Here is a 13,038-nt window from a genome sequence, read left to right on the forward strand (position 1 = left end):
CGTCGTCAGGGTCCGCCGGGGAACGGGTCGGTCACCGGATCGGTCCCGAGCGCCACGCGCCAGGTGGCCTCCCGGACGGCCGCCTCGGTCAGCGCGGTGACGCCGAGCGTGCGGGTGTCCTCCGTCTCACCGTGTTCGACGACGGCCCGCCACGCGACGGCGGTGTCGGCCTCGACCTGGGCCGCCAGCTGCGCGGCCGTGATCGGATCGGTGACCGGGAACGGCAGGGTGTAGCCCGCCTCGGCGGGCGGGGCCGTCAGCCCTGCCGCGGTCAGCGTGTCCAGGAGCCCGTCCCGGCGCGCCCGGTGGGCCGCGGCGGCGGTGGCCACCTGGGTGGCCCGGGTGGGATTCGAGAATGCGGCGACCACTCCGTAGGCGAACACCGCGGAATGTTCGGCGGTCAGCGCGTCGGCGAGGCTCTTACCCTCGGCTTCGGTGGGTGTCGTCACGGCAGCACCACCGCCAGATACGTTCCGCACGCGGCGCTGATCGACGCGCAGAGCCCCGCCCGGTAGGCGGTCAGTGTGCGCGCCGAATCGGCTGCGCTGCGCTGCGACTCGGCCAGGTCGGCCCGCAATTGATCGAGACCGGGCGGCGGCGCCGGAGCGGTCGGTGTCGTCGACGGGGGAGCGGACGTGGTCGGTGCGGTACCGTCCGGGTAAGTTCCTGCAGCCCTAGCGATTTCGGCGTCCAGTGCGTCGGCGTGTGCGGTGCGCTGGGCGCGGACGAGTTCGAGTGCCGCACCGCGATCGGGGAGCAGCGCGATCGTGGCCGCCGCGCCGGCGGCGTCACGACGAGCCAGACGCGACTGTGCGACGAGTGAATCGACCTCGGTGTCGGAGTCCGCGTCGTCGGCGCACCCCGCCAGCAGGGAGACGCTCGCGACGCCGAACGCCGAGGCTGCTGCGAACCGGAGAGCGGTGCGCCGGGACACGGCCGGACCGGATGTCGGGGGCCGGGAGACGGTGGGCATGAGCACCGGTCCATGGTGCCAGGTCGGGCCGCGATCCCGGGAATCGAGCACCGGGGCTGGTCACGGATGCCTCGAATCGGCGTTACTCTTAGATGCTCGAACCCGTCCCGGCGGGTTCGCGGTGCTGCGTGCGCAGCACGATGACCTGCCAGACCACGAACACGACGAGCGACAACTGAAACGAGGAGCTTCCCCGATGCCGGTTCCATCCAAGGAGAGGGTGACGGAGCTCATCTCCGATCTGGTGCAACGCCAGGGCTACGACTTGGAGGACGTTGCAGTCACCCTCGCGGGTCGGCACAGCGCAGTCCGGATCATGGTGGACAGTGACGCCGGACTCGAACTCGACGCGGTCGCGAACCTGAGCCACGAGATCTCCGAGGTCTTCGATTCGGTGTCCGATTTCGGGGAGTCGCCGTACACGCTCGAGGTCACGTCTCCCGGTATCGGCCGGCCGCTCACGCACGAGCGGCACTGGCGCCGGGCACGCGGCCGCAAGGCGCGTATCGATCTCGCGCACGAGACCGTCGTGGGTCGGATCGGCGTCCTCGACGGCGACTCGGTCGCGGTGGTGATCGGCTCGCGCACCGGCCCGGAGGTTCGGCGCGTCGCGCTCCCGGACATTCAGAAAGCTGTTGTGCAGGTGGAATTCTCGAAACCCGACCCGAGGGAGCTGGAACTCGCCGGCGGGATTCCCGAAGGTCGCGTGGCACCCGCGGACGCAGACGCGTCGGAAGATGAAGAAGTAGTAGAGGGGTTGGACAAGTGAATATCGACATTGCGGCGTTGCGCGCCATCGAGGCCGACAAGGGCATCTCGATCGAGACTGTCATCTCGACCATTCAGACCGCGTTGCTCACCGCCTATCGGCACACCGAGGGGCATCAGCAGCACGCGCGGATCGACGTCGACACCAAGAGCGGCATCGTGCGGGTGATGGCGCACGACGTCGACGCCGACGGCAATATGGTCGGCGAGGAATGGGACGACACCCCGGAAGGTTTCGGCCGGATCGCCGCGACCACCGCCCGCCAGGTCATCCTCCAGCGGCTGCGGGACGCCGAGCACGAGCGGAGCTTCGGCGAGTACTCCACCCACGAGGGTGAGATCGTCGGCGGCGTGATCCAGCGCGACACCCGCGCGAACTCCCGCGGCATGGTCGTCGTGCGGATCGGCAGCGAGGCCAGCGGCGCCGAGGGCCTGATCCCGCCCGCCGAGCAGGTGCCCGGCGAGAACTACGAGCACGGCGAGCGGCTCAAGTGCTACGTCGTCGGTGTGGCCCGTGGGCAGCGCGGACCTCAGATCACGCTGTCGCGCACCCACCCGAACCTCGTCCGAAAGCTGTTCGCGCTCGAGGTTCCGGAAATCGCGGACGGTTCGGTCGAGATCATCGCCGTCGCCCGGGAGGCCGGGCACCGGTCGAAGATCGCCGTCCAGTCGCGGGTGCAGGGATTGAACGCCAAGGGCGCGTGCATCGGGCCGATGGGCCAGCGGGTGCGCAACGTGATGAGCGAACTGGCCGGCGAGAAGATCGACATCATCGACTTCGACGAAGACCCGGCCCGGTTCGTCGGCAACGCGCTCTCGCCGTCGAAAGTGGTCTCCGTCACTGTCGTGGACCCCGAGGCGCGGGCCGCGCGTGTCGTCGTCCCGGACTTCCAGCTGTCCCTCGCCATCGGCAAGGAAGGGCAAAACGCCCGTCTTGCTGCGCGCTTGACCGGGTGGCGAATCGACATCCGCAGTGACGCCGCACCCGCCCCCGAGTCGGCAGGCGGACCCGCCGCGACCAGTCGTTGAGCCGGGAATGCGGAGATCGGGGCGAGTCGGCGGTAGAGTGGTCAATGGTTCAGCATGAGCATCCCGATTCTGCGCGCGTTCCTACCGGTTCACCGGTCCGAACATGCATAGGATGTAGGGAGCGCGCGCTGGCTGTCGATCTGCTCAGGGTTGTGGTTAGTGAGAGCGGGCCGCAAGGTCATGTTCTCGCCCCGGACCCGAGGCGCAGGCTTCCCGGTCGAGGTGCGTGGCTGCACCCCGTCGAGGCTTGCCTGAGTCTCGCGGAACGACGCCGAGCATTCGGCAGAGCACTGCGAGTGTCCGGAAGTGTCGACACGTCAGAAGTCGACCACTGGGTACGAGCAGGGCACCCACCCAGAGCAGTACCTCTCGAACAGAACAGGCACAAGCACTCATGAGCACACCGTGAAGCACCAGCGATGATCGTCCATCGGAGATAACCCGAGGTCGTGCGGGCCCCTCTCAGGGGAGCCTCCTGCTCGACCTCATCAGTGAGGAGAGCAGTGGCAGGCAAGGCCCGCGTGCACGAGTTGGCTAAAGAACTCGGTGTCACAAGTAAAGAACTACTCGCAACGCTCAAGGAGCAGGGCGAGTTCGTGAAGTCGGCGTCCTCCACGGTGGAGGCGCCCGTCGCCAGGCGTCTGCGGGAATCCTTCCCGTCGGCGAAGTCCGCCGATTCCGCAGCCCGTCCGGCGGCCAAGCCCGGCGCACCCGCGCCGAGCGCCCCGGCGACCGCAGCGAAGCCGGGCGGTCCCCGTCCCGGCCCGAAGCCGGCAGCCCCGGCTCCGGCTCCGGCTCCGGCCGCACCCGCTGCGGCAGCCCCCGAGGCGCAGGCCCCGGCTCCGGCCGCCCCCGCGGCAAGCGCAGCCACCCCGGCTGCCCCGGCGACCAATGCTCCCAAGCCCGGTCGGCCCACCCCGGCTGCCCCGGCTCCGGCCGCACCCGCAGCTCCGGCCGCACCCGCAGCCCCGGCTGCCAGTGCACCCGCGGCTCCGTCCACGGGCGCCAAGCCCGGCGGACCCCGTCCCGGCCCGAAGCCCCCGCGTGTCGGTAACAACCCGTACTCCTCGGCTCCCGCCGAGCGTCCGGCACCCCGCCCCGCTCCCGGCGCACCGCGTCCGGGTGCACCCCGTCCGGCTCCCGGACAGGGTGGACCTCGTCCGGCACCCGGTCAGGGCGGTCCCCGTCCGGCTCCCGGTCAGGGTGGACCTCGTCCGGCACCGGGTCAGGGCGGTCCCCGTCCGGCTCCCGGTCAGGGCGGTCCCCGTCCCAGCCCCGGCTCGATGCCTCCTCGCCCGAACCCGGGCGCGATGCCTGCACGTTCGGCACGTCCCGCTCCCGGCGGTCGTCCCGGCCGTCCCGGCGGAGCCCCCGGCGGTCGTCCCGGTGGCGGCGGCGGTGGATACCGCGGTGGCGGAGCCCCCGGTGCCGGCGCAGGCGCGCCCGGTGGCGGAGCACCCGCAGGTGGTTTCCGCGGTCGTCCCGGCGGCGGTGGACGCCCCGGTCAGCGCGGTGCGGCAGCAGGTGCGTTCGGTCGCCCCGGTGGTGCCCCGCGTCGTGGTCGCAAGTCGAAGCGTCAGAAGCGCCAGGAATACGATTCGATGCAGGCGCCCGCCGTCGGCGGCGTGCGGTTGCCCCGTGGCAACGGCGAGACCATTCGCCTCGCCCGCGGTGCATCCCTGTCGGACTTCGCTGAGAAGATCGACGCGAACCCCGCAGCGTTGGTGCAGGCACTGTTCAACCTCGGCGAGATGGTGACGGCGACCCAGTCGGTCAACGACGAGACGCTGGAACTGCTCGGCGGCGAGATGAACTATGTCGTCCAGGTCGTCAGCCCCGAGGACGAGGACCGCGAGCTGCTCGACAGCTTCGACCTCACCTACGGCGAAGACGAAGGTGGCGAAGAGGACCTCGAGTCCCGTCCGCCGGTGGTCACCGTCATGGGCCACGTCGACCACGGTAAGACCCGACTGCTCGACACGATCCGTAAGGCCAACGTCCGTGAGGGCGAGGCCGGCGGCATCACGCAGCACATCGGTGCCTACCAGGTGCTGACCGAGCTCGACGGCAACGAGCGTCTCGTGACGTTCATCGACACCCCCGGTCACGAGGCCTTCACGGCCATGCGTGCCCGTGGTGCCAAGGCCACCGACCTCGCGATCCTGGTCGTCGCCGCCGACGACGGCGTCATGCCGCAGACGGTGGAAGCGATCAACCACGCCCAGGCGGCCGACGTGCCGATCGTGGTCGCGGTGAACAAGATCGACAAGGAAGGCGCGAACCCGGACAAGATCCGGCAGCAGCTCACCGAGTACGGACTGGTCGCCGAGGAATACGGCGGAGACACCATGTTCGTCGACATCTCGGCGAAGCAGGGCACCAACATCGACGCACTGCTCGAAGCCGTGCTGTTGACGGCGGACGCTGCCCTGGACCTGCGGGCCAACCCGGACATGGACGCTCAGGGTGTCGCCATCGAGGCGCACCTCGACCGTGGACGCGGCCCCGTCGCTACCGTGCTCATCCAGCGCGGAACGCTGCGGGTCGGCGACTCGATCGTGGCCGGCGACGCATACGGACGTGTGCGCCGCATGGTCGACGAGCACGGCGACGACGTGCTCGAGGCCCTGCCTTCGCGTCCCGTCCAGGTGGTCGGCTTCACGTCGGTCCCCGGTGCAGGCGACAACCTGCTCGTGGTCGACGAGGACCGCATCGCCCGTCAGATCGCCGACCGGCGCAATGCGCGTAAGCGCAACGCGCTGGCCGCGAAGAGCCGCAAGCGCATCAGCCTCGAGGACCTGGATTCGGCTCTCAAGGAGACGTCGCAGCTCAACCTCATCCTCAAGGGCGACAACTCGGGAACCGTGGAGGCCTTGGAAGAGGCCCTGCACGGCATCGAGATCGACGACGAGGTGCAGTTGCGGGTCATCGACCGTGGTGTCGGTGGCGTCACCGAGACCAACGTCAACCTGGCCGCCGCGTCGAACGCGATCATCATCGGGTTCAACGTCCGCGCCGAGGGCAAGGCGACCGAGTTGGCGAACCGCGAGGGCGTCGACATCCGGTACTACTCAGTGATCTACCAGGCCATCGACGAGGTCGAGAAGGCTCTCAAGGGCATGCTCAAGCCGATCTACGAAGAGGTCGAGCTGGGCAAGGCGGAGATCCGCGCGATGTTCCGTTCGTCCAAGGTCGGCAACATTGCCGGTTGCCTCGTCACCTCGGGTACCATCCGTCGCAATGCGAAGGCCCGGCTGCTGCGTGACAACACGGTTGTCGCCGAGACCGTCACCATCTCCTCGCTGAAGCGGGAGAAGGAGGACGCTGTCGAGGTACGCGAGGGTTACGAGTGCGGTTTGACGCTCACCTACTCCGACATCAAGGTCGGTGACGTCATCGAGGCCTACGAGCTTCGGGAAAAGCCGCGCGACTAGTCGCCATCCGTTTGGGGTGACGCAGCAGCGTCATCCGGCGTGCGCTTCTCCGGCCGATCGACTCGGCCGGGGGAGCGCACGTCTCCCCGAAGGAGGAAAGTTTGTACGTCGGTGCGCTCGAGCTCGACATCTTGCTCGGTGACGTGCGATCTCTGAAAGAGAAGCGTGCAATGGTCAAACCGGTTCTGGCGGAGCTGCGACGCTACGGCGTCTCGGCGGCGGAGACCGGGGAACAGGATCGGTACCGCCGGTCGATGCTCGGTGTCACGATGGCGAGTTCGGCGGTCGATCACGTACACGAGGTACTCGACACGTGCGAACGGCACGTCGCCGAGCTGCCGGAACTGCAACTCCTTGCGGTCCGGCGACGGATTTTCGGCCCCGAGGACTGACTCGGAGTGCCCTGCCCGCCCCGCCGCATCCGCGGCCCGGCGTGCAGAATGAACTACAGCTACACACGCAACTTCACAACTTATCCAGCGGCCAGGGAGAGGAGTCTGATTGTCATGGTGGATCCCGCCCGGGCACGCAAACTCGCCAAGCGCATCGGCACGATCGTCGCGACGGCGATCGACCACGAAATCAAGGACCCTCGCCTGGCGTTCGTCACGATCACCGATACCAAGGTGACGGCCGACCTCCACGACGCCACCGTGTACTACACCGTGATGGGTGCCGACCTCGAGTCCGAACCGGACCTCGCCGCCGCAGCCGCGGGGTTGGAGAAGGCGAAGGGCGTTCTGCGCTCGAAGGTGGGCGCAGGCACCGGAGTCCGGTTCACTCCGACGCTGACGTTCGTCGCGGACACGGTCCCCGACACCGCGCGGCACATGGAGGAACTCCTCGCCCGCGCACGCGCCGCCGACGACGAGGTCGCGCGTGTCGCGGCCGGTGCGTCCCCGGCCGGTGACCCCGACCCGTACAAGGAGCCCCGAGCCGAGGACGCGGACGACGCGGAAGTCGACGAGCCCTCCGGTTCCCGCCAGGCGGACTGACACGAACCGACATGACCCACACTCAGGAGACGTCCCTGTCTGATCTCGATCGTCACGAGGTGTTTCTGCCGCAGGCGGTCGCCGTTCTCGAGAACGCGACGTCGGTGACGATTCTGTGTCACGTCCAACCCGATGCCGACACGATCGGCAGTGGGCTCGCCCTGGCGTTGGTGCTCGAGCGCAAAGGGATTCCGGTACAGGTCGCCTTCGGCGCGCCCGACGAACTACCGGAGTCGATGCGCGAACTGCCGGGCACCCACCTGCTGGTGCCGGCGGATCAGGTGCGCCGCAACGTCGACCTGCTCGTGACCGTCGACTGCGGCAGTGCCGGGCGTCTGGGGAAGCTCGCCGACCGGCTCGCGAACGCGGGCGACACCCTCGTCATCGATCACCACCGGTCCAACACCCGCTTCGGTCGCATGAACCTGATCGACGAGTCCGCGGAGTCGACGACCGCTGTCGTGGCACAGATGTTCGACCTGTGGGGTGTGGACATCGACGCCGATCTCGCGCACTGCCTGTATGCGGGACTCGTGACCGATACCGGTTCGTTCCGCTGGGTGCAGCCCGGCACCCACACGCTGGCCGAGAGGCTGCTCGCCACCGGAATCGACGGAGCCCGCATCGCGCGGCGCCTGCTCGACACTCACCCGTTCGGCTGGCTGCCCATGCTGTCCTCGGTGCTCGGATCGGCGACGCTCGTCCCCGACGCAGCGGGAGGGCGTGGACTGGTGTACGCGGTCATCCGGCGGGCCTACATCGGAGACCTCCGCTCGGAGGAGATCGAAAGCGTCATCGATATCGTCCGGACGACGTCCGAGGCCGAGGTCGCCGCCGTCCTCAAGGAGGCGGTGGACGGCACCTGGTCGGTGTCGCTGCGATCGAAGTCCGACGTGGACGTGTCGGTCGTCGCCGGGTATCTCGGCGGCGGCGGTCATCGGTTCGCCGCCGGTTACACCGCCGAGTGCTCTGCGGACGAGATCGTGACCTCGCTCGTCGAGTCGCTCGGCTGAGGTCCGAATTCGTTGGCTGACGTCTCGGAAGTCACGGGCGACGCGACCGCCCGGACGGTGTTCGGGCTGGCGCTGCCCGCGCTCGGTGTCCTCGCTGCCGAACCGATCTATCTGCTCTTCGACATCGCCGTCGTCGGTCGGCTGGGCGCCCTGGCGCTCGCGGGCCTCGCCGTCGGCGGTCTCATCCTCGCCCAGGTCAGCACGCAGCTGACGTTCCTGTCCTACGGCACGACGGCGCGTGCGTCCCGCATGCACGGTGCCGGCGACGAGCGCGGCGCGGTCCGGGAGGGCGTGCAGGCCACGTGGCTGGCACTGGGCATCGGCGCGCTCGTGATCGCGCTGGCCCACCTGTTCGCGCGGCCGGTCACCTCGGCGATCGCCGGCGGCTCCGACATCGCGGCGGCCGCCGAGAGCTGGCTGCGGATCGCGGTGTTCGGGGCCCCGCTGATTCTCGTCGCGATGGCGGGCAACGGGTGGATGCGCGGCGTGCAGAACACGGTGCGGCCCCTCCGTTTCGTGATCGCCGGTCTCGCCGTGTCGGCCGTGGCCTGCCCGGTGCTGGTGCACGGATTGTGGGGCGCGCCGCGGCTGGAACTCGAGGGTTCGGCGGTCGCGAACGTGATCGGTCAGGCGGTGTCCGCGAGCCTGTTCGTCGGAGCGCTGGTGGTCGAGCGGGTGCCGTTGCGTCCGCGGTGGCACGTCATGCGCGCCCAGATGGTGCTCGGCCGGGATCTGATCCTGCGGAGCCTGGCCTTCCAGGCGTGTTTCCTCTCGGCTGCCGCAGTCGCGTCCCGGTTCGGTGCCGCGGCGGTCGCCGCGCACCAGGTGGTGCTGCAGCTGTGGAACCTCGTCGCCCTTACCCTCGACTCCCTGGCGATCGCCGCACAGGCGCTGGTCGGTGCCGCGCTGGGCGCCGGACACGCCAAGGGCGCCACCCGACTGTCGTGGCGCATCACCCGATGGTCCACGATCTTCGCGACAGGGCTCGCCCTGATCTTCGCCCTCGGCCACGGGGTGATCCCCGAACTGTTCACCTCCGATCAGGCCGTGCTCGACGAGATGGCGGTGGCGTGGTGGTTCTTCGTCGCAATCATGCCGGTCGCCGGAGTGGTGTTCGCCCTCGACGGGGTGCTGCTCGGGGCCGGTGACGTCGCCTTCCTCCGGAATGCCACGCTGTTCTGCGCGTTGGTCGGATTCCTCCCACTGATCTGGCTGTCGATGCTGCACGACTGGGGCCTGGCGGGAATCTGGACGGGTCTCACGGTGTTCATATTTCTTCGGATGCTCGCGGTCGTGTGGCGCGTCGGAACGGGCCGCTGGGCAGTGGTCGGGTCCGATCTGCAGACACGACACGGATCGGACAGCGATCCGGCGGCGGAACACGATCGGAAAGGTGGTTGACGTGGCACCCAAACTGATGGCGGTGAGCGACGTCCATGTGGGGCACCGGGGAAACCGCCCGATCACCGAGGACATCTATCCCGACTCGCCCGAGGACTGGCTGATCGTCGCGGGCGACGTCTCGGAGAAGACCGACGACATCCGGTGGGCGCTGAAACTCCTGCGCAGTCGTTTCGCCGAGGTCATCTGGGTTCCCGGCAACCACGAACTGTGGACGACGGCGAAGGACCCGGTGCAGATCCACGGCGCCGCCCGCTACGACTACCTGGTCACCATGTGCCGGGAGATCGGCGTCATCACCCCCGAGGACCCGTTCCCGGTGTGGGAGGCCGAGGACGGCCCGATCACCCTGGTCCCGATGTTCCTGCTGTACGACTACACGTTCCTGCCCGACGGTGCCACCACCAAGGAGGAAGGTCTCGCGATCGCGCGCGAGAAGAACGTGGTGGCCACGGACGAGTTCCTGCTGTCGAGCGAACCGTACGGAACCCGGGATGCCTGGTGTCGCAGCCGCGTCGAGGCGACGAAGGCCCGGTTGGACGCCCTGCCCACGGGCACCCGCACCGTGCTGATCAACCACTTCCCGTTGGTGCGTCAACCGACGCAGGTGCTGTGGTACCCGGAGTTCTCCCTGTGGTGCGGTACCGAACTGACCGCGGACTGGCACACCCGGTACAACGCCGTCTGCGCCGTGTACGGGCATCTGCACATTCCGCGCACCACCTATTACGACGGGGTGCGGTTCGAAGAGGTGTCGCTGGGCTACCCGCGGGAGTGGCAGCGGCGGGGACTCCCGGACCGCCTCCTGCGGCAGATCCTCCCGGTGCCGGAGTACCCGCCGGGAACACTGAACAAGTGGGGCGGCCACTTCAAGGTGACCCCCGAACAGGAAGCCGAAGTGGAGAAGATGCGGGCGAGGGGGGCCCTGTGATCGAGAGAATTCTGCCTGCCGGAGTGGTGTCGTCGGAACTGTTCGACGATCCGCCGGGCCTGCGTCCGCACCCGCAGGAGGAGGCGCTCATCGGCAGGGCGGTGGAGAAGCGGCGCCGCGAATTCACCACCGCACGTCATTGCGCCCGCCTGGCGATGACGAAGCTGGGCGTGGACCAGGCCCCTGTTCTGCGGGGCGACAAGGGGTCCCCCGTGTGGCCGCGCGGCGTGGTCGGAAGCCTCACCCACTGCGACGGTTACCGCGGCGCGGTGCTCGGCTACGCCATGCAGGTGCGGTCCGTGGGGATCGACGCCGAACCGCACGAGGCGCTCCCCGACGGTGTGCTGGACGCGGTGAGTCTGCCCGCCGAACGGGACTGGCTGTCGGGCGCGGCGGACTCCGGGCTGTGGCGCTCCGCCACCGGCGGTCCCGTGCACCGGGACAGGCTGCTGTTCTGCGCCAAGGAGGCGACGTACAAGGCGTGGTTCCCGCTCACCGCCCGGTGGCTGGGGTTCGAGGACGCGCACATCACGTTCGAGGCGTCCGGGGACGGCACGGGCACGTTCCATTCGGATCTCCTGATCTCCGGAGAGACGGTCGACGGCCCACCGCTGGCGTCGTTCGACGGACGGTGGATGGTGTCCGACGGCCTGATCATCACCGCCATTGCGGTGCACTGATTTCGGTACTGTGCGGTGCACTGATTTCGGTGCGGTGACGACGGCTGGCAGAATCGGGCCTCGTGTCTGCACGTGAAAAGCCCTCTTCCGGTCTCGTCGGCGCCGGACTGCTCATCGTCGACAAGGATGCGGGCGTCACCAGCCACGACGTGGTGGCCCGGTGCCGCAAGCTGCTCGGCACCCGGAAGGTCGGGCACGCGGGCACTCTCGACCCGATGGCCACCGGGGTGCTGGTGCTCGGTGTGGAGCGGGCAACGAAGCTGCTGGGGCTCCTCGCACTGACCACCAAGGCGTACACGGCCACGATCAGGCTGGGTCAGGCCACCACGACCGACGACGCCGAGGGCGAGGTCGTGGCGTCGGCCGATGCGTCCGGCGTGACGGACGAGGAGATCGCCGCGCAGGTGCACACCCTCACCGGAGACATCCAGCAGATCCCGTCGAGCGTCAGCGCCATCAAGGTTGACGGCAGGCGGGCGCACGCACTGATCCGTGCGGGCGAGGAGTTCGAACTCGCTCCCCGCTCGGTCACGGTGTCCCGGTTCGAGGTCGTCGCGAGGCGAACCGAGGGCACGTTCGTCGACCTCGACGTCGAGGTGGAATGTTCCTCCGGCACGTACGTCCGGGCCCTCGCGCGTGATCTGGGGATCGCGCTGATCGGCGTAGGCGGACATCTCACCTCGCTGCGACGGACCCGGGTGGGACCGTTCACGCTCGAGCACGCGCGCACGCTGGAACAGCTGGCCGAGGAGCCGGGGGTCAGTCTCGACATCGATGCCGCCGCGCAGACCGCGTTCCCGCACCGGCAGATCGATGCGGACGAGGCCGAATCGATCAGTCAGGGCCGGTGGCTCGAGCCGATCGGTATCAAGGGCGTCTACGCTGCCATCGATCCGAGCGGGCACACGATCGCGCTGCTCCAGGAACGTGGACGGCGGGCCAGCTCGGTGATGGTGGTCCGCCCCGCGACCCTGAGGTAGCGGTTCACACCAGCCAGATGGCCTGGGCGGCGGGGTTTCCGAGCTCGATGGAGTCGTCGTGCGTGCCGAGCCGGATCGAGACGGTTCCGGCGTAGTCGCGTCGCTCCAGCACGGTGATCGTGACGTCCAGCGCCACCCCGACCGAGTCGAAGTACCGCAGCATCGCCGGGTCGGAGTCCGAGATCCGGGCGATGCGGCCGCTCTCGCCGTTGACGAAGTCGCTGAGCTGGCGTGCCGGAGGAGTGGGCACCGAGCCGTCGACCGCGGGAATCGGATCGCCGTGCGGATCGCGCTCGGGATGGCCGAGCTTGGCGTCCATCCGGGAGATCATCAGATCCGAGACGGCGTGTTCGAGTACCTCCGCCTCGTCGTGCACCTCGTCCCAGCCGTATCCCAGTTCGTGCACCAGGTACGTCTCGATGAGGCGGTGCCTGCGGACCATTCCGACGGCGGCGACGCGCCCCGCCTCGGTGAGGGCGATGGACCCGTATCGGGCGTGATCGACGAGACCCTGGTCGGACAGTTTCCGGATGGCCTCCGACACGGTGGACGCCGACACCCCGATCTTCTCGGAGAGCAATTTCGTGGACACCCGCTCCTGCGACCACTCCTGAACGGTCCAGATGACCTTGAGGTAGTCCTGCGCCACTGCCGAGAGAGCCCCGGTCTCGGAGGTCGAGTCCTCGGTCACGCTCTGGTCATTCTTGTTCACGGCCACGCCAACGAGCTTAGGCAAGTCTTACCGCCGAGACACATCGACACACCTGATCCGTCGCCGGGGGACGGCCCGGGTGACCACGAACCGCGAGGTCGTGGCGCTTCGCCGGCGCGCGG

General features: G+C 68.9%; 14 protein-coding genes. 11 read left to right on the forward strand and 3 right to left on the reverse strand.

The window, feature by feature from the left end; translation table 11 throughout:
• Positions 1-5: 5 nt before the first annotated feature.
• Both QM693_RS27235 and QM693_RS27240 read right to left on the reverse strand, forming a co-directional pair.
• Positions 6-449, reverse strand: a complete 444-nt coding sequence (locus QM693_RS27235) for a ferritin-like domain-containing protein (protein WP_283353850.1) — start codon at positions 447-449, stop codon at positions 6-8.
• Entirely contained in the window at positions 446-973 is a 528-nt protein-coding gene (locus QM693_RS27240; protein WP_105419410.1) for a hypothetical protein, read from the reverse strand. The genes QM693_RS27235 and QM693_RS27240 overlap by 4 nt, the downstream gene beginning before the upstream one ends.
• A gap of 196 nt (positions 974-1,169) precedes the next feature.
• On the opposite strand from QM693_RS27240, the gene rimP reads away from it, so the two are divergent.
• From rimP to truB, 11 genes are all read left to right on the forward strand, one after another.
• Positions 1,170-1,742, forward strand: a complete 573-nt coding sequence (rimP, locus tag QM693_RS27245) for a ribosome maturation factor RimP (RefSeq protein WP_105419291.1) — start codon at positions 1,170-1,172, stop codon at positions 1,740-1,742.
• The gene (gene nusA, locus QM693_RS27250; RefSeq protein WP_105419289.1) at positions 1,739-2,770 is read left to right on the forward strand and encodes a transcription termination factor NusA; all 1,032 of its coding nucleotides are present in this window, start codon (positions 1,739-1,741) and stop codon (positions 2,768-2,770) included. Before rimP ends, nusA begins: the two co-directional genes overlap by 4 nt.
• 44 nt (positions 2,771-2,814) lie before the next feature.
• On the forward strand, positions 2,815-3,168 hold the full coding sequence (locus QM693_RS27255) for a YlxR family protein (protein ID WP_280784643.1): 354 nt from the start codon (positions 2,815-2,817) through the stop codon (positions 3,166-3,168).
• A 105-nt stretch (positions 3,169-3,273) separates the two neighbouring features.
• On the forward strand, positions 3,274-6,204 hold the full coding sequence (gene infB / locus QM693_RS27260; RefSeq protein WP_283353851.1) for a translation initiation factor IF-2: 2,931 nt from the start codon (positions 3,274-3,276) through the stop codon (positions 6,202-6,204).
• Between the two features lie 101 nt (positions 6,205-6,305).
• A complete protein-coding gene (locus tag QM693_RS27265) occupies positions 6,306-6,596 on the forward strand; it encodes a DUF503 domain-containing protein (RefSeq protein ID WP_005240674.1) in 291 nt (96 codons plus the stop codon).
• A 114-nt stretch (positions 6,597-6,710) separates the two neighbouring features.
• The gene (rbfA, locus tag QM693_RS27270; RefSeq protein WP_105419283.1) at positions 6,711-7,199 is read left to right on the forward strand and encodes a 30S ribosome-binding factor RbfA; all 489 of its coding nucleotides are present in this window, start codon (positions 6,711-6,713) and stop codon (positions 7,197-7,199) included.
• An 11-nt stretch (positions 7,200-7,210) separates the two neighbouring features.
• Positions 7,211-8,212 carry a DHH family phosphoesterase gene (locus QM693_RS27275; protein WP_280784644.1) on the forward strand — a complete coding sequence of 334 codons (1,002 nt, stop codon included), beginning with the start codon at positions 7,211-7,213 and terminating at the stop codon, positions 8,210-8,212.
• Between the two features lie 12 nt (positions 8,213-8,224).
• Entirely contained in the window at positions 8,225-9,613 is a 1,389-nt protein-coding gene (locus tag QM693_RS27280; protein WP_283334746.1) for an MATE family efflux transporter, read from the forward strand.
• Between the two features lies 1 nt (position 9,614).
• Positions 9,615-10,544 carry a metallophosphoesterase family protein gene (locus QM693_RS27285; protein WP_280784646.1) on the forward strand — a complete coding sequence of 310 codons (930 nt, stop codon included), beginning with the start codon at positions 9,615-9,617 and terminating at the stop codon, positions 10,542-10,544.
• A complete protein-coding gene (npt, locus tag QM693_RS27290; RefSeq protein WP_283334745.1) occupies positions 10,541-11,224 on the forward strand; it encodes a 4'-phosphopantetheinyl transferase Npt in 684 nt (227 codons plus the stop codon). Before QM693_RS27285 ends, npt begins: the two co-directional genes overlap by 4 nt.
• A 62-nt stretch (positions 11,225-11,286) precedes the next feature.
• Positions 11,287-12,204 (forward strand): tRNA pseudouridine(55) synthase TruB, encoded by a 918-nt coding sequence (truB, locus tag QM693_RS27295; RefSeq protein WP_133986559.1) that lies wholly within the window; start codon positions 11,287-11,289, stop codon positions 12,202-12,204.
• 4 nt (positions 12,205-12,208) lie between these two features.
• On the opposite strand, the gene QM693_RS27300 is transcribed toward truB, so the two are convergent.
• Positions 12,209-12,922: a metal-dependent transcriptional regulator gene (locus tag QM693_RS27300; RefSeq protein ID WP_280784649.1), complete on the reverse strand. Its 714-nt coding sequence runs from the start codon at positions 12,920-12,922 to the stop codon at positions 12,209-12,211.
• Between the last annotated feature and the right edge of the window lie 116 nt (positions 12,923-13,038).

The sequence above is a fragment of the Rhodococcus sp. IEGM 1305 genome (assembly GCF_030058635.1).
In the GTDB taxonomy this organism is placed as follows: domain Bacteria; phylum Actinomycetota; class Actinomycetes; order Mycobacteriales; family Mycobacteriaceae; genus Rhodococcus_F; species Rhodococcus_F opacus_D.